Origin of the sequence: Pseudomonas sp. PNPG3 (assembly GCF_023093815.1) — a bacterium.
Taxonomy (GTDB): Bacteria; Pseudomonadota; Gammaproteobacteria; order Pseudomonadales; family Pseudomonadaceae; genus Aquipseudomonas; species Aquipseudomonas asiatica.
The window spans coordinates 1-26671 of sequence record NZ_JALLKV010000052.1 but is presented as its reverse complement, the minus strand read 5'-3'; the positions used below and the strand labels follow the sequence as shown (position 1 = coordinate 26671).

The window sequence follows — 26671 nt, the reverse complement described above, 5'->3', positions numbered from 1 at the left end:
GTAGTTGGCCGGGTGCCGGCGGGGCTGGTTGCTGCCAGTGCCGCGCACATCTCATTTCTTGCCCGGCAATACCGAACCGAGAACTTGCCTGGCCGTCTGCACGATGACCCCAGCCTGGTCCGGGTCGCCCTTGAGCAGGCTGCTGGCGAACTTCTTCGCCTGTTCAAGCTTGATGTGCGGCGGCAAGGGAGGTACGTCCGGATCGGTCTTGAACTCGATCAACACCGGCCGGTCAGCCGCCAGGGCTCGCTCCCAGGCGCCGGCAATGTCTTCTTCGCGTTCCACATAGATGCCTTGCAAACCGATGGAGATGGCGAACAGGTGGTAGGGCACATCAGGAATCGCCTGTGAGGCCTCGAACTTGGGGTCGCCCTCCATTACCCGTTGTTCCCAGGTCACCTGGTTGAGGTCTTCGTTGTTGAACACCGCGCAGATCCACTGGGGGTTTTCCCACAGGCGCCACTACTTGGCGACGGTGATCAGCTCGGCCAGGTTGTTCATCTGCATCGCCCCGTCACCCACCAATGCCACCACGCTGCGCTGCGGATGGGCGAACTTGGCGGCGATGGCATAGGGTACCGCCGCGCCCATGCTGGCCAGGCCACCGGACAACGAACACTGCATGCCCTGGCGTATCTGCAGGTCGCGGGCAAACCAGTTGGCGCAGGACCCGGAGTCGCTGGTGACGATGGCGTGGTCGGGCAGGCGAGGGGAGAGTTCGTGCACCACGCGCTGGGGGTTGATCGGGTCGGCCTTTACCAAGGCGCGTTTCTGCAGGGTCTTGTCCCAGTCTGCGCGCCAGCCTTCAACCTTGTCGCGCCAACGGCGCTCGGTCTTGTGTTCGAGCAATGGCAGCAGTGCCCGCAGCGTTTCGCTGGCGTCACCGACCAGGTTGACCTCCATGGGGTAGCGCAGGCTGAGCATGTCTGGCTGCAAATCGATCTGCACGCCACGGGCCTGGCCTTCCTCAGGCAGGAACTCGGCGTAGGGGAAGCCGGAACCTATCATCAGCAAGGTGTCGCATTCGCTCATCAACCGATAACTCGGTTCGGTACCTAGCAGCCCGATGGCGCCGGTGACCCAGGGCAGGTTGTCTGCCACTACGGCCTTGCCCAGCAGCGCCTTGGCCACGCCTGCACCAAGCGTTTCAGCTACCGCGATCACCTGTTCGGTGGCTTGCAGTGCACCGGCTCCGACCAGGATCGCCACTTTTCGTCCAGCGTTGAGTACCTCGGCGGCACGTTGCAGGTCCTGCTCGAAAGGCACCACCCTGGGCCTTCTGTAGCCGATGCCGGAATGCACCGTGCCATGGGCTTTCGGTGGTTCGTGGTAGGGCAGGTCCTGCAGGTCGTTGGGCAGGATGATGGCGGTGACCCGGCGTTCGCCGACGGCGGTACGTACGGCGCGATCGAGCAAGTGGCGCACCTGTTCCGGGGTCGAAGCCTGCTGGACGAAGGCACCTGCGACGTCCTTGAACATCGACAGCAGGTCCAGCTCCTGCTGGTAATGCCCGCCAAGCGCTGCTCGCGCCTGCTGACCGACGATGGCCAGCACCGGCTGGTGATCCATGCGCGCGTCATACAGGCCGGTAAGCAGATGTGAAGCGCCGGGGCCGGAGGTGGCAATGCACACGCCCAATTCGCCGGTGAACTTGGCATGGGCGCTGGCCATGAAGGCTGCCATTTCCTCGTGGCGTGTCTGGATGAACTGGATCTTGCCCTCGGCCCGGCTCAACGCCCCAAATACCCCATTGATGCCGTCGCCGGGGTAACCGAAGATGCGCCGCACCCCCCATTGATACATGCGCTCCACCAGAAAGTCGCCTACCGTGCTGGTCATTGCCTTCTCCCGTCCTGTGACCGATAGGGGTCTGGACTTGGCGCGGATCGGGAAAGTTTCAAGCGTGTGCGCACTGGTCTACCGACTGGAACCTTGCATGAGCCATCGGGTTCGCAAGTGAACGGACAACAGGATCAGGATGCTCGACATGAATGCGACAGACACTGCGGGTGCCACCGTGCAGACCTTGTATTTCAAGGACGACGGTGCAACGCCGAACAGCCGTTTCCCGGTATTGCTGTACCGCTTGCAACTCAACCCGTCGCAAGACTGCGCCAGTGCCTTCGAGGCGCTGTTCACCGCACACCAGTGGGTGCCGCTGTGGCGCGGTGGGATCTTCGATTACCATCACTTTCACCCCAATGCTCATGAAGTTCTGGGCATCGCATGCGGCCGGGCGCGGGTGACGCTGGGCGACGAAGCGGGGCAGACCATAAGCGTGAAGTGCGGCGACGTACTGGTACTGCCGGCAGGAACTGGCCATCGCTGCGTCGAGAGCAGCGATGATTTTCTGGTGGTCGGCGCCTATCCCAAGGGGCAGGAAAACTACGATATCCAGCGCCCAGAAAGCGCAGCGCACCAGCAGACGCTGGCGCGAATCGCCTCCGTGCCCGGCCCCGCACAAGACCCGGTCAACGGCACGCGTGGTGCCCTGATGGCGGCCTGGCGCTGAGTGCCTGAGCCGGTCGTCGCCCCTGCTAAACGGCTGCACTCAAGCCAGGATCAATCGAGCTGAGTCGCCCGATTTCATTCAGCCAGCAGGAGTTACAGCGATGGCCCAGTACCTGTACCTGATCAGCTACATCCTCGACAACCAACCCGGCACCTGCGAATTGCGCAGCGACCAGGAAGACCTTAGCCGCGAAGCAGCGCGCGATTACCTCCAAGGCCTGCACCGCAACGAAGCGTCATCTTTCACTGACGTGCAGGTGCAACGTCTGGAGCACGACCATGAGCCAGGCACGTCGCCGGGGCATTATCAGCAACCGTGAAGAGGTGAGGGCTGGCAGATGAAAAGAAGAGGTGAAACCTATAGAAAGTGGTGCGACCCGATCCTGCACCATCAAACCCATGAGGAAACGCTCGGCACCGGCACTTGCCTGGAAGTGCAGACGCGCTTGTCACGCACAGGCGCCACGCAGTTGTTCATTGGCGTCTATCGCACTGACGGTTCGGTGCTGTGCGAACGGATCTATGACCAACGCGCGGGGGAAACCATGAGGCGTGCGTTGCTGTGGGGTGTGGGGTATGCCCGGCGCGTCGCGGGTGAGGGCGAGGCGTTGCGTGGCGAACCAGCCGGTAGCTGATGATTTATCTGGGTTGCGCTGGCTGGAGCCTGTCGAGCCGTTACGCCGAGGCATTTGCGCAGCCCGGCAGCCACCTGCAACGCTACGCCACCCGCTTCAATGCGGTGGAAATCAACAGTTCCTTCTACCGGCCCCATCGCCCGGAAACCTATGCCCGTTGGGCTGCGTCCGTACCAGAGCATTTCCGCTTTGCGGTGAAGGTGCCCAAGGTCATCAGCCATTAGCAGCGGCTCTGCGGGTGCGAGGACGCGCTGGACAGGTTTCTTGCTCAATGCGGGCAGTTGGGCGACCGCCTGGGTTGCCTGCTGGTACAACTGCCGCCATCGCTTGGCCATGCCCCCCAGCATGCGCGACGTTTCTTCGAAAGCTTGCGGCAACGGTATGACGGGCCGGTAGCGCTGGAGCCCAGGCACGCCAGCTGGCAATCGGCTCAGCCGATGCTGGTCGATTTGCGCATCGCCCAGGTTGCCGCGAGCCCGTCGCGCTTCGTTACCGATGCGCAACCGGGAGGTTGGCCGGGGCTGGTCTACTGGCGCCTGCATGGCGAACCGAGGATCTACCACAGCGAGTATCCCGACGAATATCTGCAGCGTCTGGCTGAACACTTGCGGTACAGCCTTGCCGCCGGAGTGCCCACCTGGTGCATTTTCGACAACACCGCCTCCGGTGCTGCGATAGCCAATGCACTGGCTCTGGAGCGGCATTTGCGCTGAGGAAGTGATGGAAGCATGGCGATGGAAAAGAGCGATGACCAACCAGTCAAAATTAATGAATCTTTTTACACGTTGCTCGCTCCATTAGTCTGAATTGGTGAAGGAGAGTGCAATGGCTGGACAGCAGTTGTATGTGATCGAGTACGAGCTTCATGGGGAATTTCGCACCTTCATCATCCGGCTCGAGCGTATGGACAACGCCGAAGCCTGGCACTGGGCAAGTTGCGATGCCGGCGTGGGTATCATTCCACGGTTCGGCCAGCACAAGATCAAGAAGGTCAGCCGGCCGATGGCTGAGCGCTACGGCATCAACAATGTGCGCTGGCGGGTATCGGGCGACGGGCCGGAATTCGTCGCACCGACCATTGATGTAAAGAAGTTCTCCAATAGCGGTACCGGCAATACCTGAAGCTTGTTGTGCGCAAGCCTGCCTGAAATCTTCAGGCAGGCTTGCGCTCATGGGTTCGCTTCCCAAGTTTCGAGGCATCACCACTCTCACTTTCAGGAGCCAGTACGTGCCGCAAATCATCACTCCAGGCACCCCTGAACACGAGATCAGCGAGCGGAACGCCCGCATGTTCGGCTCGCCAAAGGAACGCCTGGATTTCTACCGCCGTGAAATCCAGTACGAGACCAGCATCCTTGCCAACCGCACTGACGCCTATCTAGCTGCCCAGTCGTTTCTGGTGATCGCCTTCGTGTCGTCAATGAGTAACCTCAACCAGAGCTGGGGCGAGATGTTCACGCTGGTGGTTCCCCCGTTTCTCGCATTGCTGGGCGTATTGAGTTCACTCAATGCCTGGCCGGGTATTCGCGCGGCCTACAAGATCATCGAGCATTGGCAAGTGAAACAGAGCCACCTGCTGCGCAGCGAGCCATTGATGGGGCTGGCGTATGACGAATCGCCATTGTTCAGTGAGGCTGAAATTTCAGAGGCCGGGCACCGTAAGTCGTTGTTGTTTTCGCTGCGTACGCCTTGGATATTCCTGGTCTTCTGGATGGTTCTCGGTATCTACGCGGTCTTCATCCAGCTGGCGTGAGCAGCACAGCTGCACCCCCTTACAAGGCGGTGCTGCGATCGTTGTCGACGCTGATTACCGCCACATGCAAAGCCTCTGCTCCGGTACCAGCAACCAAGATTGATTGCGCTATTTTCTTTGGTCCTCTGGACAAATGTCATAGATCACAAACGCTGAACTCCTGCCACCTCACCTGCGTCCCTCGAATGAATGCCCCAATAAAAGCGGCACTCACCCAACAATCAGCTTCGAGGGCGAAACGATGGACAAGACCAATCAAAGTTCGACATCTCCACCCGGTAGCACCCAGGAGCATGCCTTTATCGACGACGCCGGTGCGCTGCTTGGCGAGGCCAGGCACAAAGGCAGCGAGCAGTTCGAACATTACCGCGATAACGCAGCCGATCAGCTTGATTCGCTCGAGGAAGGTGCGCGTTCGGCGGCAGCTGCACTGCAAGGCAAGGACAGTCTCGGGCTGTCGCAGTACCTGAACCAGGCAGCAGAGTGCGTGGGTGAGTTCGCCGAACAGGTACGCCATGAAAGTGCCGAAAGCCTGCTGCAGCGTGGTGCTCAGTTGGCCAGGAGCAACCCGGCGCTATTCCTGGCCGGTAGCGTCGCCATCGGGTTTGCCGTATCGCGTTTCATGCGAGCCAGCACCAGCCATGAGTCCACCACCCCTGCGTCGTCCGGTGATTGGCAACAGTCCCACCCCGCGCAGCCAGTGCCTGATCGTGGTAGCGACGTATCCACCCGTGAACCTTTCACCCCAGTCGACCCAGTCGGCCCTGGTGCAGGCACGCCGGTCAGTGGCAGCCCGTTCGAACGCGATCCTCTCAAAGGAGGTGAATGATGAACAAAGAACCCTTGCATACCACCCCGAGCTTGCACACGGCGGAAGACGACGCCGTCGGTGTTGGCGGTTTGTTGCGCCAGCTGATGCGGGAAGTACCGGACCTGTTCACCAAGGAGCTGGCGCTGGCCAAGGCAGAGCTGCAGCAGAACCTCGCCACCCTCAAGGCCGGCACGGCTGCGGTGGCAGCGGGTGCGATCGTGATGCTGGCGGGCTTCGTCATCCTGTTGCTGGCGGCAGTCTACGCCTTGGCGACGGTGCTCGAACCCTGGCTGGCAGCCCTGATCGTGGGCGCGGTCACCTTGGTAATCGGGTTCATCATGTTGCAGTCGGGCAAGAAACGGTTCGAACCCACGCACCTGGCCCCTGACCGTACCTTGCATGCCATGCAGCAGGACAAGGACACGCTGAAGAGGAAACTGCCATGACCACTTCCTTCGAACATGAAGCGCACAAAGACCCTGACTTGCTCGAGCAGGAAATCAACGCCAAGCGCGAGCACATCAGCGATCTGGTGGACGCCCTCGAACAGCGCCTGAGCCCGGGCCAGATGGTCGACCGGGTCCTGGCCTATGCCAAGGGCAATGGCGGCGAGTTCTTCGAGAACCTTGGCACCACCCTCAAGAACAACCCCGTACCCGCAACCCTGACGGTATTGGGCCTGGCCTGGCTGGGCCTGAACCAGAACCGCCCCTTCAACCCCGGGCCTGCGCACCATGGGCCTGGGTTGGGCGAAAAGCTCGGCGACGCGGTGGACACGGTGAAGGGCGCTTTCGCGCAGGCGGGGGAGGCAGTGCACGACGCTAGCCAGAAGGTGCGCATGAAAGCCCATGACATGCGCGATCGGGCCAGCGAAGTTGGCAGCGGCGCTCGCGACTCCGTGGGGGCTTCTGCGGATACCCTGCGCCATTCGGCACATAAAGCCGCAGATCAGGCCACGGCTCTGAAGGGCCAGTTCGATCATCTGCTTCAGGAGCAACCGCTGGTATTGGCCGCTTTGGGGATAGCGCTGGGTGCGGCATTGGGGGCGGCGCTACCCAGTACCCGCAAGGAAGACCAGCTGATGGGCGCCAGCAGCGATCGCTTGACCGACACGCTCAAGGCCAAGGGCCGCGAGGTGAAGGCGTCGGTCGAAGAGTCGCTCGATCAGGCGGGTGGTAAAGCGTCGACACAGGCGGAGCGCAAGCCTGGAGACTCCGACCTTTCCTCAGGGTTGGGCTTCAATTCCTGATCCCGCTGGATGTGCGTCGCCGGCCCCTCTGCCTGCGCAGAGGGCTGGCGGCTCATCACGAATGTTGTAGGCCCAGGCTGGGAATGGCTGCGCAATGTCGCTACGCTTTGGCCCACGCGCCAGGTCAAGAATTCGCCACAGTGAAGAAAACAGTTCGGTTTGATGATCTTCAGGTCTTCGTCACAACAGCCTTTGCCGGCAGCTTCTCGGCAGCGGCCAGGTTGTTGGATATTTCACCGGCCTTGGCCAGCGGGGCTGTCCAGCGACTGGAAAGCAGCCTGGGTGCCAGGTTGTTCGTGCGCTCCACGAGGCGTTTGCGGCTCTCGGATGATGGCGAGCGATATCTGCCCCATGCCCGTCAGGCCTTGGACGCACTGGACGCCGGTGAGGTGGCGCTGACCGAAGGGAGAGATGAGATCGCGGGTACACTTCGCCTGTCCATCCCTTCGGATATTGGCAGGAATCTGCTGCTGCCCTGGCTCGACGATTTCCAGCGGTTGAACCCCAAGGTGACGCTGCAACTGCGGGTCAGCGATCAGGTGGCCGACCTTGTCGGCCAGCAACTGGATGCGAGTATCAGGTATGGGCAACTGGCAGACTCCAGCCTAGTTTCACTGATGCTCGCCCCAGGGAATCGCAGAACGGTCTGCGCCTCACCTCGTTACTTGGCACGACATGGGGCGCCAGACGCTCTGGAAGACCTGGGCAGGCATAATTGCCTGCGCTATGTGATGGGCGAGCAGACTTACGAGCGATGGAGCTTCCATTTGCCCGATGGAATCAAGACCGTCCAGGTTACAGGCGACCGCTTGAGCGATGACGCCGATGTCGTTCGGCGCTGGGGTGTTGAAGGATTGGGGATCGTTTACAAATCCAGGCTGGACGTTCTGGCGGACATACGCGCTGGGCGGCTGGTCGAGTTGTTTCCTTGGGATTACGGCCAACCTGCGCCGTTGCAACTGGTGTGCGCTCATCGAACCTCGCTCACACCTGCTGTGCAGGTGCTCAGAGCGTTTCTGGCGGAGCGATTCGAGCAGCTCATCGCTGCTGATGGATAAGCTGACGGGGCTCATGGCCCCGCCTTGGTTACCTTGACTGGATGAATGCTCAGAAGCCTTCCAGGACAATCTTGCCTTTTGCCTTGCCGCTTTCGATCAGGGCATGGGCGCGTTTGAGGTTGCTGGCATTGATGCTGCCGAAGTGCTCGCCAACGGTGGTCTTGATGACCCCTTCGTCGACCAGCGCCGAGACTTTCTCCAGCAGATGGTGCTGCTTGATCATGTCCTCGGTCTGGTACAGCGAGCGGGTGAACATCAGCTCCCAGTGCACCGACAGCGATTTGCGCTTGAACGGCACGACATCAAGATGCTCAGGGTCATCGATCAGCGCGAGCTTGCCCTGTGGGCGCAGGACTTCGACGATCTGCGCGAGGTACGCATCGGTGTGAGTCAGGCTGATCACGTAATCCACTGGGTTGAGCTGGAGTTGCTCCAGTTGCAGGGCAAAGGATGCCGAATGGTCGATGACGTGATGTGCTCCGAGTTCGCTGACCCAGGCCTGGGTTTCAGGCCGTGACGCGGTACCGATCACCTTGAGCTGGGTACGCTTGCGTGCAAGCTGTACCAGGATCGAACCAACCCCGCCGCCGGCACCGATGATCAGCAGGCTCTTGCCAGCGCCGCCATTTTCCTCAACACCCAGGCGGTCGAACAGCAGCTCCCAGGCGGTGATGGACGTCAGCGGCAAGGCTGCGGCACTGGCATTGTCCAGAGTACGAGGCTTGTGCCCGACGATGCGTTCGTCGACCAGGTGAAATTCGCTGTAAGTGCCCGGGCGGTCGATCGCGCCGGCGTAGAACACTTCATCGCCAGGCTGGAACAACGACACCTCGGCGCCGACCTCGCGAACGACGCCCACGGCATCCCATCCCAACACCTGGGGATGGGCGCCGCTGCGGCTGGCTCTGACCTTGGTATCGACCGGGTTTACTGCGATAGCTTTGACTTCCACCAACAGGTCCCTGGCGCCGGGCGTGGGTTTGGGCAGTTCGTGCTCGTACAACGATCGGGAATCCTGGATCGGGAGGCCGGGGGTGTCGTAGACGATTGCTTTCATTGGGATGTGACCTTTCAGGTAAACAGTGGTAACAGGCTAATCGTGTCGGCCCCCCTGAAAAACCGGGCTATTGCCGGAACACTTTCCGCGTTTCGCTGAAAATCGGCTAGCTGCCGCCCGGGTTGAAAGGGCTCCCTTGGACCGGGCGGCAGCAATCGGCAGCCTTGTGGTGGAACGTTGCCAACAGACTGCGCAACGTTGTCGGGATTCGGGAATTGGGTCAGGCAACAGGGATCGGGTTCTCAACCAGCGCCAGGTTGAACTGGTGAATCAGTTCGTGTTCGTTCAGGCCCTGGTTGGCTCGCAGCGGGACGACACGATCCACCAGGACTTCCGTGGTTGCGGATTCGAGCTTGACCAAGGTTTCCTGGATAAAATCATCCAGCGGCATGGCGCGCTCATCACCGCTCTTGTGAATCAGATCGGTGTCCACCCAAGGGGGCGCAATTTCCAGTACCTTGACGCTGGTGTCACGCAGGCTGAACCGTTGCGACAGTGAGTAGGAGTGGATGGCGGCCTTGGTCGCCGAATACAACGCGGTGGCCGCTAGCGGCAGGTAGGCCAGAACCGAACTGTTATTGATGATGCAAGCATCCGGTTGGCGCTTGAGGTGCTCGACGAAGGCCGCGCTGACGCGCACCGGGCCGAGCAGGTTGGTCTGCAGCAGGCTCACTGCTTGTTCGTCGTCGAGGTCCCCGGAAGCCGGATTGTCGAACGGCATGACGCCGGCATTGTTGATGATCACGTTCAATGCAGGATGGCGGCGGATCACATCCTGGGCCACCTCCTTGATCTGCTGCGGATCATTGATGTCCAGGCGCACTGTATCGATCCCCGGGTTGGCCTGGGCGATTTCATCCAACAGTGCCTGACGGCGCCCCGCAACGATCACTTTATTGCCACGTTGGTGGAATGCCTCGGCCAGGGCGCGGCCGATGCCTGAGGTACCGCCGGTAATGAAAATGGTGTTTGCGCTAAGTTTCATGATCCGTCTCCTTGCATTGTTCAGTTGGCGTTGTAGCGAGGGGCAAGCTGATTGCTGGACAACTGGCCGAACAGGGCTTGCCGGCTGGCCTCGTAGCGTTCGAAGGACTTCAGGTCATGCATCGAGGGGATAGAGATCAGTACCTCGTCGTCAAAGTCCTGCAGGGCACCGTCCACCAGGTCCTGGGCCGACATCACGATGCCCGGATCAAGGTTTTCGACCGGCAAGCCGCCGATCTGCCAGAAGTCGGTGGCGGTGGCTCCTGGCAGCACTGCCTGGATCCTTATGCCTTTGTCCGCAAGCTCCTTGTGCAGGGACTGGGTAAAGGCGGTGACATACGCCTTGCTGCCACCGTACACACCATTGAGCAGCTCCGGCGCCAGGCTGACAACGGACGAGATGTTGATCACGGCGCCTTGCGCACGGGCGACAAATCCGGGGATGGCCGCGTAGGTGAGGCGGGTGAGGGCGGTGACGTTGAGGGTGATCATTTCAGCCATGCGCTCGACATCACTTTCCAGCAGGCTGGTGTGGGTGCCTATGCCTGCGTTGTTCACCAGCAGGCTGATACTGGCGTCCTCGCGCAATTTCCGCTCTACCTTGGCCAGGTCATCTGTGTTTGCCAGGTCTGCCGGAAACACCTCCACGTTCTGCCGGGTTTCCGTAGTCAGCCGGCTGGCCAGCGTATTGAGGCGCTCCCGGTTGCGGGCCACCAGCACCAGGTCGTAACCCCGACGCGCCAAGCGTTCTGCGTAGATCGAGCCGATGCCGGTAGAGGCGCCAGTGATGAGGGCAGTGCCTTTGAATTGCTGCTTCATGGTCATGCTCCGTTGTTGGATGTGGAGCCCATGATGCAGAAGGTCGTCTTTGTCTTAAACGACACATATGGTACGTTTTCAGGACATCTAATGTGGAGCTCCAACCATGCACCGGGTCGGCTATCTCATCACCGAAGGTTTCCAGATCATGTCGCTGGCGACGCAGGCCGTGTTCGAGTTCGCGAACATTGTCGCGGGCGAAACGGTTTACAAGATCCAGAATTTTTCCATCGGCGGCGGCACGGTGCGTTCTTCCCTGGGCATGTACATGGACACGCTGCCGTTGGGCGCTCCTGGTCTGGCTGATACCTGGATGATCACGGGAACCCTGACGCCGCTGACTCCGCCAGGCGAGGAAGTGCTGGCCAGCGTCAGAGGCTTTGTCGATGGCGCTCGACGCACTGCCGGTCTGTGCACCGGCTGTTTCGTGTTGGCCCAGGCAGGCGTGCTGGACAACCGGCGGGCCACGACACATTGGGCCTATGCGAAAAAGTTGCGTGAACTGCACCCGAAGATCGAAGTGGAAGAAGACCGAATCTTCATTGTGGACGGGCAGATCTGGACGTCCGCCGGGATGACCGCCGCCCTGGACATGGCACTGGGTATGGTGGAAAAAGACCTGGGAACCGAGATGGCCAGGTCAGTGGCACGCAAGCTGGTGATGCATCAGCGGCGCTCCGGAGGGCAATCGCAGCATTCCGAGTTGCTGGCGCTTTCGCCGAAGTCTGATCGGATACAAAACGCCCTGGATTACGCACGCAAGCATTTGAGCCGTCCACTTAGTGTCGAAGAGCTCGCCGAGTCCGTGCATTTGAGCCCCCGACAATTTACCCGCGTATTCACTGCCGAGACAGGTCAGTCACCTGCCAAGGCTGTGGAAAGCCTGCGTCTTGAGGCTGCCCGCCTGATGATCGAGCAGAGTCGCCACAGCCTGGATGTGGTGGCGAAGGAAACCGGGTTCAGGGACCGGCGGCACATGCGGGAGGTGTTCATTCGTGGTTTTGGTGTCCCGCCTCAAGCCGTGCGAAGAGATGCCCGGCGGGTCGTATTGGTTGAATGACAACGCACGCAGCCCGGTGGATGTGCGCTTTCTGGCTCTGATCCACTACACAGGAAGCAGGTGTTCTCGTTCAAGCAACTCGATGTTTGATGGCTTGACCCGAACTTCGTGAAGCTCTGGGGCAGTGAACCAGCGGCACTCGACTATCTCGTGATCTGCAGCAGGCTTTGCTCCCGCTTCAACAGGCAGCTGATAGAGGTAGTGCTCCTCACCTGCGAGCACGTAATGGTTGAGGAATCGAGCACCATTGAAGGGTAGGCAAGTTTCCTCCATCAGCTCGCGCTGCGCTGTATCCAGGTGGTGCTCGCCTGGGTCAATCTTCCCGCCTGGCAACGCCCATTCAGCGCCTTGCTTGCGCACGAAAAGGATGCGCCCTGCTTGCAGGCAAATGACAGTCGAGTGTCGTTCTCTGGCGTTGTTCATCATGCCCCTCCCGGACCATGGAGGTGGCATCAGGGCAGCAATCACCCTGATGCCCGCTGCTGATTATCAGCGCTCTTTATCCCACTGCTGCTGATCATCTGCCTGGTTTTGCTGACCACCCATGCGGTCCTTGTCTTGCAGGTTCTGGTTCTGCTTGTCGGTTGAACCCTGGCCGCCCTGGCTGCCCGTATCACGGGAACGTTCCCAGTCCTTGTTCATCTTGTCCTCAGGTTTTTGGCCGGATTGGCTGCCACCTTGCTGCTGACCGGGCATCCGCCCCCCCGAACCTTGGCCGCCTTGCTGGCCAGCCCCGGCAGTATTGTTGCCCATGCCGGTGTCAGCATTGCCCTGGTTGCCACCTTTGTCTTGATTGTTTGCCATGATCGCTTACCTCGTGTCAGACACAGGAAGGTCTGTGTGTACTGTTATGACCGAGGCCCGTTCGCGCGGTATGCAAGGAATATTTGGCTAGCTGACTAAACGCATGAATTTCAGGGGTACGAGATTTTGGTGTGTGGACAGGAAGGTGCCTGAAGGGCAGCGCCATCTGCGAAACCCTGTTCGGGGCGATCGGTGATCGCCCCTTTTGCGGTTCAGGGGCGGTCCTTGAGGGTTTCGAAGGCTTTGACGCTTTTGATCAGGCTTTTGTTGCTGGCGGAGCCGGCACTGTTGAACAGGAAAGAGAAATCCGAGGCCAATGACGGGCTGCCGGCAATCGTCGCGTACTGATGGCACTGATTGCAGTCATCACCCTGCACGTAGGTCTCCATGGTGGTGTTGGCCACCGGCACGTTGCCCTGGCTGATGAACGGCCCGTACGACAGCGGCACTTGCGCGTTGGCGCCCGGTTCCGGGCTGGGCGGATTGGGGGCGAGGGTCCAGAGTACGTTGATCAGCTTGTAGTACTGGAACACCGACTTGCCTTGGCTGTGCTGCGCGAAGTTGGCTTGTACCGCGCTGTTGAGGGCCTGCAGGTCGCCGGGCACGGGGTGTTCGCGGGTGGTCTGTACCGGCTGGTCGCGTGGGAAGAGATCGGTGCAGTCCTTGTCGGGATGCGTTTGCTTGCACTGGATACGGGCTTGGTTCGGTGTGCACTCGGGGCCGTCGCCACAGTCAGGGTTGTTGAAGGCGAACCCGTTCGGCGGGGTTTGTTGCGGCGGGACCTGGGCCGGTTCGGGCACGTTGTCCACCTGCTCGAAGGTGGTCCAGATGAAGTTGGGCGAAGCCTGGGTCTTGTTGATGATATGCAGGCCCACCAGCCCCACCACCTCCTGGGTACACTCCAGCGTGTCGGGGCGTTTGAGCCAGGCGACGGTAGTCAGGTAGCGCCCGAACAGCTCGGGTTTGCCGGTCAGAACCCGCCAGGCGGCCTTGAGCTCGATCGCGCCCAGTTGCTCCTGTGGCACTGGGGAGGTTGGCAGTGAGCGCATCGGTTCGCCGATGGGCAGCGACAGGCCCTCCGGTGTCTGGCCGTCGAGGTTTTGCGCGACCTTCAACTGGTTGGCAGCGTCGTAGAGCCCCTTGTCGACGATGTAGTCGAACTCGGCCTTGCCCACCTTGCGTTCGAAAAACACCAGCTTGCCCGCCTGGTCCGTCAGCCAGCCGCCGGACGCCTCCATGACCGGGTCGGGAATGGACGCAAGTGTCCCGGTCGACAGGTGGAAACCGTGCAAGGCATTGATCGCGCCTTCGGAGGTGGCGTTCATGAACTTGCGTGCGCCCACCTTGAGCGCCTTGAGGCTACCCTGGGTGCTGCAGCCGGACGGCACCAGGGTTTGCACACCCCAGCCGGTAGGCGTGGGTGCGCCGGGCAGGAAGATGTCGTTGGCGTCCTTGTAGCTGGCCCATACCGGGGCCACGCTCATGGGCTGACCCGGTGCGGAGGGGACCCCGAACTGCGCCAGCGTGCTCTGCATGTCGGGTTCACCCGCAAGGCTGGCGGTGGCCGGCCAACCGGGGTTCACCGGCCAGTTCAAGGCAATGAACAATTGCCAGCCAAAGCAGTTCATGAACGCCTGGCTGGTGGCATTGAAGTTGTTGACCGGCAGGAATCCCCCGCTAGCCGGGTTGAACACCAATTGCTGCTGTACACAGGTATCGGCGTCCGACAGCGTGGCCGCCGTGGCAAGTTGCGGGGTCGACAGGCACAGTAGAATGCCGCACAGCAGCGACAGAAGACTCAAGCGTGACCTGGGCATCATTGCGCTCCTTGCAAGCTGTGAAGCCGCACCCGAAGGTGCGGCGGTAGAAGGGCGTAAGTGGCGTAAGTGGCGTGGCTCAGGCGCCAGGCACCAGCGCCAGGCCAGATTCCCAAGGGTGGTCTGTCGCGCTCACGTTCACATCTTCACCCGGGTTGAGGGCACGCACTGCCACCAGGCCGGGTGCTGCGGAGGGGCTGACCGTGATGGTCAGAATGTAGGCCTGGGTGCCGCCCGAGTTGGTCTGGCCAGGAATGGCCGATGCGTCGGGCAGGTACTGGGTGACCTGCGCCGTCACCCCGGGGTTGGAGAATTGCACCCTTGCATTCTGCGCCGTGGTAGTCGGGTCGGCACCTTGCACCACCAGCACGAACTGGTTGCTGCTACCCGGTGCAAGCCAGGCGGGCAGGTCGGTGGGGGATTGCCCGTAGAACAGGTCCAGCGGCAGCAGTTGCACTGGCCAGGGTTGCAGGCCGGCCACCCGGTCCTGCACGCATGGGAACGCTTGAGGCGTGGTGCTGAGCGGCTTGACGGTGACGCTCAGGCCGACCAGCAGTTGTTGGGCGATGACCCACACATAGTTGACCTTCTGGTTGTTGATGGTGATGTCATTGATCGAGAAACCAGCGCTTTCCGGCACCTCGAACACCGCCTGCAGGATCTGGTCGGAACCATTGGCGGCCGACTTCGCCGTACCGCGCGTGATGCGCCAGTACTGGCTCACGTCCTGGCCTTGCGGGCCCTTCCAGGCGCTGAAATCGGTGGGCTGCTGCAAGTACAGGCCAATGGGGTTGGTCAGCGACAGTCGGTTGTTCACCGCCGTGGTATTGGCCATGAAACCGATGTGCGGATCAGAGTTGCGATAGTTTTGCCCGTACTGCGCGCAGCAGATCAACGACTGGGCGTTCTGGCTGCTGCTCACCGGGCGCAGGATGGTGGCGGCGGCGGCCAGGTACACCTCGGCGCTGAGGGTATTGGGGCCGGAGGTCAGGTGCATCGCACCGCCGTACTGGCCGGGTACACAGGCCGTTCCGGCGTTCCATTTGTTGACGGTGTCATAGGCCGGCTTGCCGGTGGTGGGGTCGATGACCGGGTCGCCGGCTTTGCCGGTCGGGCAGTCGACGGCGTAGCGCAGGTACAGGTCTTCGAGTTGCACGTTCGGGTCGATGTAGTCGCGATACAGGCCCAGTACTGCGTTCGGGTCGATGCGCCACATGGTCAGGAAGTACGCGGGGTTTTCGCAGGTGAAGGTGATCTTGCGCATGTTGCCGTTGGCATCGCGTACGATCGACCACTCGCAGTACTCGTCGAGCCAGCCCCGTGGGCCGGAAGGCGAGAACGCCGTGTACTTGCCGTTCCAGTCGATGCTCGGGCAGCGCTTGGCCGGCAGTTGCAGCACGGTACCTTGCTTGTTGGGGTCGTAGAGCATGTAGAGGGTGTTGTCGAGGGTGATCTGGCCGTGGTCGGTCAATTCCATCACCTGGTCCAGGGTCATGGCCTTGCCACCCAGCTGGGGAATGACCGCCGCACCGTTGTTGTAGAAGAACGTCCAGAGCCGGTTGGGGAAGGGCGCCCAGGTGATCGCCGGGGCGGTCACGTCGCCGAAACCTTCCACCAGCGGGTTGTAGTAACCCGAGCGGGGGGCGTCGTTCAGGCCCGACCAGGGGTTGCCGATGATCGACGATTCGGTCCAGCCGGTGAGGTTGTTGTTCCAGTCGGTTTCAAACTGCGGCAACTGGTCTTCCAGGCCCAGCTTGTTGTAGTCCTTGGGGGCTTGGCCGGCGGGAGAGGTGAACTGCTTGAAGGGCGTGCTCATGTCGGTTCTCCTGATGTGCGTGAGGTGGAAGCAGAGCAGCAGCCGGCGACCGGGGGCGGGCCGGCGAGGGTCTGGCGCGGGTCGTCCCACACCAGTTGGGCGATGAAACCGGGCAGCGTCGTGTATTCGTCAGGCGTCAGCACGCGGCCGCTGTCGAGGTGGGTCACCACCAGCGACAACTGCACCGCGTCGCCGCGGGCAAGGCCCAGCGCAGCGGCGTTGCGGGCCGCATTCAGTGCGCGGGACACGCCGTGGGTGATGCATCGGCCCTTGTCGTCCACCAGCCCCATGCCGATACGGCTGAAGCGCCCCACGTAATGGGGGTTGTCGGCGCTGATGTGCTGCGTGGCAGCGTCGGGCTGGTCGAGAAAGACATCGATCAGATAGGTGTCATGGGTGCAGCGCACGTGATCGAACACCACCCACGGCCCGGGCCCTGCGGCGTTGCCCGCGGCAGGCCCGGCTGTTGCGCTGTGCTTGCAGCAGGCGCCGGTGGCCGCCTTGGGCGCGCCGAATTGTGGGGCCACCGGCACGCCGTAGTCGTAGCCGATGTGCCGGCTGTCCTGGGCCATGTCGCCGATGGTGGTGTAGCGCCAGGCGTCGGCGCTGGTGAATGTGAGCTGCGTGGCATCGTGACCGGAGAACGGCTGGAGCAGGCACTGCGTGGTGAATTGCGCCCCGGGGTTGGCCCTGATCCATACCTCGAGCATGCGATCGATGTTGGCGTGGTAGGAGCAGAACACCGGGTCGAAGGCGGTGTAGGCGTTGTCGGCCATGTCACCGCCGATCCAGCCGTGATAGTTGTCGTGGGGTTGCTCGTACAGGCCGTCGAAGTTGAGGGCACGGTTGGGGTACAGGCTGTCCTTCTGGGGCGGGTCGAACACCGGGATGTTGGCCCACGGATAACCGGGCACGCCCTGTGGTTGGCTGAAGGTGGTGAACTTCAGGGCATCCACCACCTGTTGCTGGAAAATCCGGCTCATGCCGAACAAACGGGTGCGCTCCGAACGCGAGTCGTCACCGTGGGTGTAGAACAACCGGTCGCGCTGCACATACCGGCAGTCCACCCCTTTGACCGCACCGCTGGCGCACACTTTCGAACAACCATCCTTGGCGGCCGCGTAGCGCAGGGGGTTGGGCCGGGTTTCGCCGGTGTGGGGGTGCACATAGGTTTCATCGAGAAAAGCCTGGGGCAGGCCGGCCTGGGGGCTGCCGTCGACGCTGGCGTCTTCGGCCATCCAGTCCCAATAGGGAATGGCACAGTCGATCAGTTGTTCCAGATACAACAGGTAGGCCCGGTGCCAGAGGGCAAACGCCTCCTGATAATGCAGGCACCAGTTGGTGTGGATGTAGGCGTAACGTTGCCAGGGCGAACCACTGTCGGGGTCGCCCACCTGCATTACATCGTCCAGGCGGGCGCGGTACAGGTTCAGTTCCTCAAGGGTCAGGGCGCGGATGTCCTTTCTCACCCGCCTGACCGATTGGGGCAGGTCGGGTGGTGGGATGCGCTCGGCCAGATCGAAGGGAGAATCGGCGTTCAGGCGCCAGCCCTGGTTGACCCACAACCTGAAGGTTTCCAGCGCATCGATCGGCCAGAACTGTTGCTGGTCGAGGGTCAGCGGCATGTTTCGCGAGGCCAGGTGCTGGTAGATGGTTTCTGACCAGGTTTTGACCGAGCCCGGGTCGTCCAGGTAGACGAAATAGGCGTTCATGCACCCGGTCCAGGAGGCTGCCACGGCCGCGCGCTGCGCAGCAGGAATCCAGTAGGGAGCGGTAAAAAGGCCGTGGATGTCCGCGGTCCATGTCGGTTTCGCGATGATCATAAGGTCCCTCTCATGCGCCCCGCAGGCCATATTCGGCCGGGCTGCTAAGCTCAGTTGATGGTAAAGAGCTGGCGCGCAGGGAATCGTGCAAATTGGCGCGTCCTTGCGGCGGATTCATTGCAGTTTTTCAGGGAAGACACGTGAAAAATGACAGACGCCATGGATCTGAAGATTCTGGGAAAGCTGCAAAAGGATTGCAGCCAGAATCTGGAGTTGCTCAGCGACAGCGTTGGGCTGTCTTCCACCAGTTGCTACCGGCGTATCAGGCGCCTGGAGAGCGCAGGCATCATCAAGGCCAAGGTCGCGATACTGGACGAGCGCAAGCTTGGCATTCAGGTGACTGCCTTCTTTCTGGTGAAGCTGGACCGCGACAGCAACGACATTGACCGCAAGATGCAGCACATCCTGGCCAGCCACCCGGAGATTCAGGACTGTTACCTGATGACGGGCGAGTTCGATTTCGTGATGGTTGCCAAGTTTCGCGATGCCACCGAGTACACCGACTATATCTACCGGTTTCTCGACACTTACCGGGATATTCCGATTCGCACTTATTCCTCGACGCTGGTGGTGCGTACGGTGAAGAAATCATATGAATTGCCGCTGGGAGGAGGGTTGCAGCAGGCTGTCGATGCCTGACAAAGCTAGCGCGGTACCCTGAACCGCTCGTGATACTCAGCATTTATTCAGAGGTAGATTGCTGCCGTTGCGTCGGAAGAGTACAGATGTGCTCCTTGATTGAGCAAAGGCTCAGTTTGAGTGGACGCTTGTCGCTGCCAGGCCTGCGGCGATATTCCCTCGGCCTTCACGAATGTGCGGCAAAAGTGGGACTGATCGCAGAAACCGCACTCCAGTGCGATCTCAGCGAGCATCATTCCCGAGCCCCCCAGTAGCTCCTTGCTTTTGCGCAACCGTTGTTCACGCATCCACTGTTGCGGGGGCACGTGCATGGTATCCCTGAACATTCGTGTGAAATGGCTACGCGACAACGAGCAGGCTTGGGCGACTTCCGTAACGGTTATGCCAGTGTCCAGGTTCTCCAGCATTAACCTCTTGGCAGTCGTGACCTGCCAGGGCTTGAGGAGCCCGGTCGTTTTCAGTGCGACAGTCGCCAGCACAGTGCAGTGATCACTGTTCATACAGATCCATCAATCAGTGAAATGGGCACGTTTAGAGTGGGCAGGGCAGGCCACTGCAGCCTCGGGCGGGCTACAGACGATAACGCTCGATTCGATGGCCTGGCTCAGCCAGCCGGCGTACCCATCAGCGGGTCAATGAACAGCCCCTGGATGCAGGGGCTGGCAATGGTCAGACAGCGGCAGCAACCGGGGCCAGGGTTGGGCCGTGCTGAACGCGCTCTGGTGCTTTGTGCACCATGGTGTAGGCATAGTCGACACCCATGCCGTAGGCGCCGGAGTGTTCTTTCACCAGTGCCATGACGGCATCGTAGGTGTCGCGGTTTTTCCAGTCGCGTTGCCACTCCAGCAGCACTTGTTGCCAGGTCACCGGAACCACGCCTGCCTGAATCATGCGCTGCATGGCGTAATCGTGGGCTTCCTTGGTGGTGCCACCGGAGGCGTCGGCAACCATGTAGATTTCATAGCCGGCATCGTTCATCGCCGACAGCGCGAAGGTGGTGTTGCACACCTCCGTCCACAGGCCGGAAACGATGATCTTGTTGCGCCCGTTTTTCTTCAGCGCGTCACGCACCTTCTGGTCATCCCAGGAGTTCATGGAGGTTCGCTCCAGCAGCGGAGCGTCGGGGAAGACGGCGAGCAGTTCGGGGTAGGTGTGCCCAGAGAAGCTTTCAGTCTCGACCGTCGTGATGGTGGTGGGCACATTGAAGATCCTGGCTGCCTTGGCCAGGCCCACGGTGTTGTTCTTCAGCGTCTGGCGGTCGATGCTCTGAACGCCGAAGGCCATCTGTGGCTGCTGATCGATGAAGATCAGCTGGCTGTTGAATGGGGTCAGTACTTCAGTTTTCGGATTGTTCATTTGTGTTCCCTGTCACCTGGATGATGGTCATCGCACAAGTCACGGCGCCTGTTTTCTGCAGGCTGTGCTGAGGCACTGGATGACGTCCTCAGTGATGCCCGTTGCTTGAGTCCGAGAACAAGATAGCCAATCGCAGAACGAAGCGGTGGCGCACTTTTGCGCTCTCAAAGGCGCATTAATGCGCCCTTCGTTTGTTCATCCTGTTGCTAGTATTCGCACGCAAACGCGGGTCTACCTGATCCGGTTTACGCCAGGAGAAAGCGATGGCAGCTTCACAACCACTCAACAAACAAACCGCTTATTGGGGCGTTCCGTGGGAGAATTCTTACGGGTATCCGCAGGCACGGCGGGTAGGGGACGAGATCTACGTATCGGGCCAGTTCAATCATGACGAAGAAGGCAACCTGGTCGCGCCGGCACCCTTGGATCGTGACGGCAGGCCCTGTGATTTCTCTTCGATGGGGGATCAGATGCGCGCCGCCTACGACAATATTGCCAAGCTGCTCGCGCTATACGGGGCGACGCTTGAAGATGTCGTGGAAGAGACGCTGTACGTGCTGGACATGGACGCGGCCTTTGCCGTGGTCGGCAAGGTGCGCAAGGCCGCCTACGGCACGGAACGGCCTCAATGCGCCAGCAACATCATCGGCGTATCGAGGCTTGCCCAGCGCCCACAGCTGATCGAAATCGCCTGCAAAGCGGTACTTGGCTCACGCGCTGAGTGACTTGCACTCCCGGTTTCGCTCTATGTGACCGGGAGTACCAGTTGGCCCTCGATCAACGGCTTCTGGTTGGCAACGGCAGCTGCACAGAACGTCATGAATGCTTTGACCCGCCACGATTTGCGGATGTCCTGGTGCGTCAGCAGCCACAGCTCATCCTGCAGCTCCGGCACCACCGGGCCGACGCGTTCAAGCCCTGGCGTGATATCACCCAGCATGCAGGGCAAAAATCCCACCCCCAGGCCCGCCGCGATTGCAGCACTTGCCGCCGCAACCGAATCGGTGCGGTACGAGATGCACTCGGCTGCGACCCTGTTTTCGACATAGCTCGTTGCCTTGAGCCCGCGTAGCGCTGCGGAATAGGAAACCCATGCCTGGCCTTCAGTGAACAGAGGAGTAGGCGATGTGTGGTTGCTGCTGCCGTAGGGAGCCCAGGCGATTGTGGCCAGTTTGCGGCCCACCAGGCTTTCGGCGGGTTTCCTGGTCGCTCGAACCGCAATATCCGATTCGTCTCGCGCAAGGCTCAGTGATTCGTTGCCCACCAGCACCTCAATCGTGATGCCTTCATTGAGGGCCTTGAAGTCCGCGATGATGGGGGTGAGGAAGTAAAGCAGCAGTGAGTCGCTGGTGGTGATACGAAGCTTTCCGAGTGGCCCCTGGCCGGCACGTGAGACACGCCGCGTCACGCTGACAATGTCCAGCTCCACGCGCTCGGCGAGTGCACGTAATTCCGCGCCCTCGATTGTTAGCAAATAGCCTGATTTGCGGTGATCGAACAAGGCTACGCCAAGTGTTTTTTCAACCTGGGAGACCCTGCGGGAGACGGTGGACACGTTGATGCCGAGCTTCTTGGCTGTGGCAGCGCGATTGCCACACTCACTGAGCGTTTTGATGATCCGCAGGTCGTCCCATGAGAGCTGGTTGGCAGCCTCGCCCACGTTCCATTTCACGTCCTTGGGGGTAGCCGGGGTAATTGGGACATTTCCAGGTAACGACTTCACGAAATCCGTTCCAGATCAGATTGCGACGATCATACGAGAAGGGGTCGCGTGAACCAAGTATCAGCATGAAGGCGAAGGAGGGGGCTTCGGTCGTCCCTTCATGCACACTCAACACTTGTCGGCGTTATCCTGTCTGTTGAGCCGAGAGTCTTTGGGGAATTACTCATGCGCAAGTTGACACTGTTGTTGGCGATCGCTGCATTTGCGGGTTGCCAAGCGCCGATGCCAACTGCCAACCCACAGATGGCTTGGGTCGATCTCTCGACGCCATTCCCGAATGACCGTGTGCTGTTGGCCGAACGCCTGGATACACAACGCCTGCGTGATGGGCGCTTCTTTGAGGTCAGCCCCGGCAGCCATGAATTGGTCGTCAGGTTCGACTACGAAGTAAATGGTGGCGGTGGCATCAGCCTGATGGGAGGTACCACGGTAAGGCAATGCTACCTGACCATCGACTACGAGCATTTCAAGGCTGGGCAGCGCTACGTGCTCGAGGCCCGCTCCATGGCCATGACGCCAGAGGCGAGGCTTTATGATGCGAAGGGAGAGATTGTGGCAGAGGTTAGGGAATTCTATTGCCTGATGTGATGGTGCTGCGTACATCAATGACTGGCATGGTTGCTTGGGGCCCCTGGATAATGGAGGGGAATCACAAGGGCCATGCCATGCTGACCATCTCTAATAATGTGCACCTGCCAGACGCCGAAATCGAACTGACATACATCCGCGCGCAAGGCGCAGGCGGGCAGAATGTCAACAAGGTGTCCAGCGCCGTGCATCTACGCTTCGACATCACTGCCTCGTCGCTACCCGAGTTTTACAAGGAGCGGTTGTTGGCGGTGCGTGACAATCGCATCACCGGCGACGGCGTGTTGATCATCAAGGCACAACAATACCGCACACAGGAGCAGAACCGTGCGGATGCACTGGCGCGCCTTGCCGAGTTGATCATCAATGCCGGCAAGACCGAGAAGAAACGCCGTCCCACCAAGCCAACCCTCGGCTCGAAGACCCGTCGCCTCGAAGGAAAAGCCAGGCGCAGCACTGTCAAGGCGGGTCGGGGCTGTGAGCGTTGAGGATTAATCAGACTCCCATAAGCCTATGAAGTCAGTACGATTTTTCTTGAGGTAACGGATTAATCAGAATTGAGAATCCAGAGTCCGATTATCTCTTTATGCCTTTTCAACTATTCCGATTAATTCGTCACCCGAGATAGCCTGCATCATGCTGAGCTGAAGCGAACCGCTCCAACTCCGACGAGATGCGCCCACCAAGCACCAACGTTCATCCGTGAGGATGGCGTAACCATAGATCCTTCACTTTGTGCGAAGAGTCCCTGCGCGACGTATTCGCCGCGCAGAAACAGGTTCTGATTGTTCAAACACCAGCAAGCACTGCGCGCTAGGCTGTTTTTGCCTGCTGGAAGGCTACGTGGCCACTAAACGTACTGTCTGATAGTCAGAAACGAATCCCTGGTGATGAGGCTGGTGGCCTTCCCTGTAAAGGTTCGAGTCTTGAATCACCATCCAGTCGATGGTTTTTTTCATAATATTTTAGAATAGAGGTTATTCCGCCAAGGCATAAATTTAATGAATTTAATGCCTGGCATTGATAAATAATAGTGTGGATTTTTTCATTTGTAAGCGCTTGATCGTTCGAGATTAATGCTTCGATGAAATCGTTAGCCAAACTAATTTATATAAAAACCGAGTCCATCAATATACGCATTACTTCTTGGATGTTTGTACAGGGGATTCTAAGTTAAACTCGTACTACTCAGTGAGCTGGAAAAGTAGCGCCCTTGCAGGCCGACGAAATCTTGAGCTAGCCTAACCAACGTCGATTCAAAGAGGGCAGTGAACAGGAGGCTGATAGTAAGGAGGTAAGATGAAGGATCCACCCAGTACGAAAAATGTAGGCGACCAAGTAACAGTCATCGAGCCACAGCAATCACCGATACCCACCCCTTGGGTGTCTAGTGGCCTTGAATACCAACCGGAGTACGTTATACCTTTCAAGGAGGAGACGGCTAGCGAACAAGAGCTACAACAGGCAGAGTTAAGAAAGAAGGTTCTAAGGGATTTTGTGTGTAACAACATAGATCGCGAAGCGGCAATGAAAAGGATTGGCGTCAAGCGCGCACAATTTTACAAGCTGCTTACGATTTACAAATCTGTTCATACCGATGAGCAAAGCTTAGGAGAGTGCGCTGATGATACAAGTTATCAATTAGTCGGTGATAGTGCGCCCGAGTTCATAAGGGGCAAGAGGGGCCCCGTCCCCGGTCATGTTCGCGCACCACCGCAAATATTGGAGGTGATACAGCGGGCGTACGATCGAAGATGGAACGGCCCAGGTGCATCGCATGCAGATGTTTGTAGGTACGCCCAACGCTTTGCAAGAAAGCTCGGGCTGGATCCTCCGACAAAGCACATAGTCACGAAGTTTATTAAAGCCAAGCCTCTTCGGGAGCGCAATCTAAGAAAGTACGCTAAGGAGCGTGCGCATGAACTTCACGGGACTATGTCGAAGAAGTTTCATGTGGAAGGCCTTCTTTCTGATGTGCAGATGGATCATACCGAGATGGACGTATTTGTCGTCCACCACATTCATCGAAAGGTGATCCTCGGCAGACCTTGGGTAACAATGATCATCGATATGGCCACACGGGTGATCCTTGGGTTTTACATCAGTTTGAGGCATCCCAATATCCAAACGGTTCAAAATGCGTTGGTGATGGCAGTCCTCCCGAAAGATGAGTGGATGAAGTGGTGGGGGTATGAACCAAGCGAGCATCCTTTTCATGGACTGTTCAAATGCATAAGAACAGATAACGCCCTTGAGTTTTTGAGCCCTGAACTGCGGAATAAGTGTCAAGATCATTGGGGTATTTCTTGGGTGCACCGACCCAAAGACAAAAAGTGGTATGGAGGAACCATTGAGCGTGTGATCGGAACCTTTATGTCAAACGTACGCTTTGTGCCAGGGGCGACAGGAAGAAATACCGGTGAAAGAAAATATTTATCTAGCGAGCAAGACGCAACGATGGATCTTGTTCAGCTGTGCGACTGGTTTATAAATGAGGTGATCAAGTATCACGGAATAAAACATAGAGGATTAGGTTGTACGCCAAGGCAGGCTTGGGAGCACTATGCGAAGGAAGGTATACCGGTGGTGCCAGATGAGGAGGTAAACAAATTCCGAACAGACTTCCTGCCTTCAGCATACAGGTGCCGGATTCACCCGTACGGTATTGCCTACAATGGCCGACGTTACAACTCAAGAGATCTAGATGCATATCGCGGAACTCGCACCGATATTCGTTTTGATCATAATTGCCTGGATTACATATGGGCTAACCTTGATGGGGTTTTTGTAAGAGTCCCATGTAGTTACAGTAGAAGAAGTTGGCCGAGAATATATGAGGCATACAAGGCTGATAAAACTTATAAGCAGCACAAGTTTGTGCCTGCCGTGCCAGCGGGAGAGGTGGATGATCCATACGCCGATAATGCGCTGGAACGACAAGATCGCATTGTTGATGCGGCAGTGAAGCAAACGGCAGATTATGAGAAAGGTCTGAGGAATGGCGAGGTTCAAATTGATTCTAATATGGAGCCTACTCCCGAAATCGATCACATTCCTGCCGTTCCTGAACCAAAGCAGACACCCGCCATACCAGCTCCACAGCCGGAGGTGCTAGTCCCAAGGAAAATCATTGATCCGCTTGATTATCTGCTCTGATTTGTAGGTGCGAGAGCATTTGAAAAAAGGCTCTTGCACTTACACTTAAGTTGTTCCGGCTTTATATTGTTCGAGGGGTTTATTTGATGGAGAAGTATGAGCACATTATTCCACAGAAGCGGCACCTGGCAGATCTCCCCGATCGAAAAAGGATTACCATATGCCGTCATGACATTTGGATTAACACGCCTGCTTTCGATGATATTTTCGAATGTATCGGCTATATTCTCGAGACGGAAAACCAGATTACCGCATCCTGTATCTCTATTATTGGTACGGGAGGTTCTGGTAAGTCAGCAGTGGTTAAGCGTTTGATTGACCTTAACGTTCTCGCGGAACACAAATTGAAATTTGTAAACCTCAGCGAGAACCTTGATCGTTACCGATTACATCATTCAGTTTGCGAGGCGTTCGGGGTTAGGTTTAATGTAAAATCGGGAGATAGAACCGCTTCAGTTGTGAGGGTCATAGAGGCTGAAAATGTAAAAGGATTAGTCGTTGATGAGCTTCATGATGCATTGTTTCAGGCTTATGGGCAGACAGGTACGACGCTTTCGCTTATGAAGAACCTTTCAGGCGATCCATGTCGACTGTGCCTGATTGTATGCGGTGACCTCAGGACGGCTGATGTGCTTGGTTATGATGATCAAATCAACAGGCGCTTTGTTCGGTTTTTGTTGCCGCCTTGGGAGAATGATCAAAACTTTACGGATTTCATCGCGGCTTATGAATCACACCTGCCCTTGAAGCTTCCTTCAAATATCGCTGATCAGCGGGTTCGGGCGCTACTTCACGCTAAATCGTTCGGCATCATGGATAACGTTGTGAAGATCATCAAGGCGTTTGCAATGGATGCTATTGCGACTGGAGTTGAGCGTATTCATGAAAAACAGTTCCAGGACATTAGCAGAATTACACAAAGGTACGGTTATCAGATCAATGAACCGCAAACAAAGCCTAAGGATGGTCTGAAATAGCCCTGTATTTCTGACTGACTTCAGCCTACGCTGAT

The 26671-nt window shown here is 58.8% G+C and carries 27 protein-coding genes and 2 pseudogenes; 17 read left to right on the top strand and 12 right to left on the bottom strand.

Going from position 1 to position 26671, the window contains the following annotated elements:
- Nucleotides 1–51 precede the first annotated feature (51 nt).
- Nucleotides 52–1839, bottom strand: a pseudogene (locus tag MJ643_RS24555) (thiamine pyrophosphate-requiring protein).
- 139 nt (nt 1840–1978) lie between these two features.
- Here MJ643_RS24555 and MJ643_RS24550 point away from each other — a divergent pair.
- The 10 genes and pseudogenes from MJ643_RS24550 (at nt 1979) to MJ643_RS24505 (ending at nt 8017) form a co-directional block, all read left to right on the top strand.
- A complete protein-coding gene (locus MJ643_RS24550) occupies nt 1979–2512 on the top strand; it encodes a cupin domain-containing protein (protein ID WP_208209565.1) in 534 nt (177 codons plus the stop codon).
- 100 nt (nt 2513–2612) lie between these two features.
- A complete protein-coding gene (locus MJ643_RS24545) occupies nt 2613–2831 on the top strand; it encodes a hypothetical protein (RefSeq protein WP_013972583.1) in 219 nt (72 codons plus the stop codon).
- Between the two features lie 18 nt (nt 2832–2849).
- Nucleotides 2850–3146 carry a hypothetical protein gene (locus MJ643_RS24540; protein WP_013972584.1) on the top strand — a complete coding sequence of 99 codons (297 nt, stop codon included), beginning with the start codon at nt 2850–2852 and terminating at the stop codon, nt 3144–3146.
- Nucleotides 3146–3859: pseudogene (locus MJ643_RS24535) on the top strand (DUF72 domain-containing protein). Before MJ643_RS24540 ends, MJ643_RS24535 begins: the two are co-directional and overlap by 1 nt.
- 112 nt (nt 3860–3971) lie before the next feature.
- The gene (locus MJ643_RS24530; protein WP_024087113.1) at nt 3972–4268 is read left to right on the top strand and encodes a DUF6555 family protein; all 297 of its coding nucleotides are present in this window, start codon (nt 3972–3974) and stop codon (nt 4266–4268) included.
- A 106-nt stretch (nt 4269–4374) separates the two neighbouring features.
- Nucleotides 4375–4899 (top strand): hypothetical protein, encoded by a 525-nt coding sequence (locus MJ643_RS24525; RefSeq protein ID WP_013972586.1) that lies wholly within the window; start codon nt 4375–4377, stop codon nt 4897–4899.
- Nucleotides 4900–5140: 241 nt separating this feature from the next.
- Nucleotides 5141–5728, top strand: a complete 588-nt coding sequence (locus MJ643_RS24520) for a hypothetical protein (RefSeq protein WP_013972587.1) — start codon at nt 5141–5143, stop codon at nt 5726–5728.
- Nucleotides 5728–6156 carry a phage holin family protein gene (locus MJ643_RS24515; protein ID WP_024087114.1) on the top strand — a complete coding sequence of 143 codons (429 nt, stop codon included), beginning with the start codon at nt 5728–5730 and terminating at the stop codon, nt 6154–6156. Before MJ643_RS24520 ends, MJ643_RS24515 begins: the two co-directional genes overlap by 1 nt.
- The gene (locus MJ643_RS24510; RefSeq protein ID WP_013972589.1) at nt 6153–6959 is read left to right on the top strand and encodes a DUF3618 domain-containing protein; all 807 of its coding nucleotides are present in this window, start codon (nt 6153–6155) and stop codon (nt 6957–6959) included. The genes MJ643_RS24515 and MJ643_RS24510 overlap by 4 nt, the downstream gene beginning before the upstream one ends.
- Nucleotides 6960–7042: 83 nt before the next feature.
- Nucleotides 7043–8017 (top strand): LysR family transcriptional regulator, encoded by a 975-nt coding sequence (locus MJ643_RS24505; protein WP_013972590.1) that lies wholly within the window; start codon nt 7043–7045, stop codon nt 8015–8017.
- Between the two features lie 49 nt (nt 8018–8066).
- Here the strand turns inward: MJ643_RS24505 and MJ643_RS24500 are convergent, their stop codons facing one another.
- The 3 genes from MJ643_RS24500 to MJ643_RS24490 form a co-directional block, all read right to left on the bottom strand.
- Entirely contained in the window at nt 8067–9074 is a 1008-nt protein-coding gene (locus tag MJ643_RS24500; RefSeq protein ID WP_013972591.1) for a zinc-binding alcohol dehydrogenase family protein, read from the bottom strand.
- 220 nt (nt 9075–9294) lie between these two features.
- On the bottom strand, nt 9295–10059 hold the full coding sequence (locus MJ643_RS24495; protein ID WP_015270282.1) for an SDR family NAD(P)-dependent oxidoreductase: 765 nt from the start codon (nt 10057–10059) through the stop codon (nt 9295–9297).
- 20 nt (nt 10060–10079) lie between these two features.
- Entirely contained in the window at nt 10080–10877 is a 798-nt protein-coding gene (locus tag MJ643_RS24490; RefSeq protein ID WP_015270283.1) for an SDR family oxidoreductase, read from the bottom strand.
- A 106-nt stretch (nt 10878–10983) separates the two neighbouring features.
- On the opposite strand from MJ643_RS24490, the gene MJ643_RS24485 reads away from it, so the two are divergent.
- Nucleotides 10984–11937 (top strand): GlxA family transcriptional regulator, encoded by a 954-nt coding sequence (locus tag MJ643_RS24485; RefSeq protein WP_023663297.1) that lies wholly within the window; start codon nt 10984–10986, stop codon nt 11935–11937.
- Between the two features lie 45 nt (nt 11938–11982).
- Here MJ643_RS24485 and MJ643_RS24480 read toward each other — a convergent pair whose 3' ends face one another.
- The 5 genes from MJ643_RS24480 to MJ643_RS24460 form a co-directional block, all read right to left on the bottom strand.
- Entirely contained in the window at nt 11983–12360 is a 378-nt protein-coding gene (locus tag MJ643_RS24480; protein WP_024087115.1) for an NUDIX domain-containing protein, read from the bottom strand.
- Between the two features lie 66 nt (nt 12361–12426).
- A complete protein-coding gene (locus MJ643_RS24475; RefSeq protein ID WP_023663299.1) occupies nt 12427–12741 on the bottom strand; it encodes a hypothetical protein in 315 nt (104 codons plus the stop codon).
- A 212-nt stretch (nt 12742–12953) separates the two neighbouring features.
- A complete protein-coding gene (locus MJ643_RS24470) occupies nt 12954–14558 on the bottom strand; it encodes a hypothetical protein (protein ID WP_024087116.1) in 1605 nt (534 codons plus the stop codon).
- A 79-nt stretch (nt 14559–14637) separates the two neighbouring features.
- A complete protein-coding gene (locus MJ643_RS24465; RefSeq protein WP_023663301.1) occupies nt 14638–16374 on the bottom strand; it encodes a hypothetical protein in 1737 nt (578 codons plus the stop codon).
- On the bottom strand, nt 16371–18197 hold the full coding sequence (locus MJ643_RS24460) for a tyrosinase family protein (protein ID WP_169774827.1): 1827 nt from the start codon (nt 18195–18197) through the stop codon (nt 16371–16373). The genes MJ643_RS24465 and MJ643_RS24460 overlap by 4 nt, the downstream gene beginning before the upstream one ends.
- A gap of 159 nt (nt 18198–18356) precedes the next feature.
- Here MJ643_RS24460 and MJ643_RS24455 point away from each other — a divergent pair, with 159 nt between their 5' ends.
- Entirely contained in the window at nt 18357–18836 is a 480-nt protein-coding gene (locus MJ643_RS24455; RefSeq protein WP_003258733.1) for an Lrp/AsnC family transcriptional regulator, read from the top strand.
- A 47-nt stretch (nt 18837–18883) separates the two neighbouring features.
- Here the strand turns inward: MJ643_RS24455 and MJ643_RS24450 are convergent, their stop codons facing one another.
- Together MJ643_RS24450 and MJ643_RS24445 are read right to left on the bottom strand one after the other, a co-directional pair.
- Nucleotides 18884–19336 (bottom strand): AraC family transcriptional regulator, encoded by a 453-nt coding sequence (locus tag MJ643_RS24450; protein WP_013972600.1) that lies wholly within the window; start codon nt 19334–19336, stop codon nt 18884–18886.
- A gap of 169 nt (nt 19337–19505) precedes the next feature.
- The gene (locus MJ643_RS24445) at nt 19506–20192 is read right to left on the bottom strand and encodes a hydrolase (RefSeq protein WP_013972601.1); all 687 of its coding nucleotides are present in this window, start codon (nt 20190–20192) and stop codon (nt 19506–19508) included.
- Nucleotides 20193–20455: 263 nt separating this feature from the next.
- Here MJ643_RS24445 and MJ643_RS24440 point away from each other — a divergent pair, with 263 nt between their 5' ends.
- Nucleotides 20456–20917 (top strand): Rid family hydrolase, encoded by a 462-nt coding sequence (locus MJ643_RS24440; RefSeq protein ID WP_023663225.1) that lies wholly within the window; start codon nt 20456–20458, stop codon nt 20915–20917.
- A gap of 20 nt (nt 20918–20937) precedes the next feature.
- Here MJ643_RS24440 and MJ643_RS24435 read toward each other — a convergent pair whose 3' ends face one another.
- Nucleotides 20938–21864 (bottom strand): LysR family transcriptional regulator, encoded by a 927-nt coding sequence (locus tag MJ643_RS24435; protein ID WP_023663224.1) that lies wholly within the window; start codon nt 21862–21864, stop codon nt 20938–20940.
- 216 nt (nt 21865–22080) lie between these two features.
- Between MJ643_RS24435 and MJ643_RS24430 the strand changes: the two genes are divergently transcribed.
- The 4 genes from MJ643_RS24430 to MJ643_RS24415 all read left to right on the top strand — a co-directional run bounded on the left by MJ643_RS24430 (nt 22081) and on the right by MJ643_RS24415 (nt 26636).
- Nucleotides 22081–22503, top strand: coding sequence for a hypothetical protein (locus MJ643_RS24430; RefSeq protein WP_024087120.1), 423 nt, complete (start codon nt 22081–22083; stop codon nt 22501–22503).
- Nucleotides 22504–22580: 77 nt separating this feature from the next.
- The gene (arfB, locus tag MJ643_RS24425; protein WP_038410310.1) at nt 22581–22991 is read left to right on the top strand and encodes an alternative ribosome rescue aminoacyl-tRNA hydrolase ArfB; all 411 of its coding nucleotides are present in this window, start codon (nt 22581–22583) and stop codon (nt 22989–22991) included.
- 811 nt (nt 22992–23802) lie between these two features.
- The gene (locus tag MJ643_RS24420) at nt 23803–25659 is read left to right on the top strand and encodes a Mu transposase C-terminal domain-containing protein (protein ID WP_080708201.1); all 1857 of its coding nucleotides are present in this window, start codon (nt 23803–23805) and stop codon (nt 25657–25659) included.
- Nucleotides 25660–25745: 86 nt separating this feature from the next.
- Nucleotides 25746–26636, top strand: coding sequence for a TniB family NTP-binding protein (locus MJ643_RS24415; protein ID WP_247727028.1), 891 nt, complete (start codon nt 25746–25748; stop codon nt 26634–26636).
- Nucleotides 26637–26671: the final 35 nt, after the last annotated feature.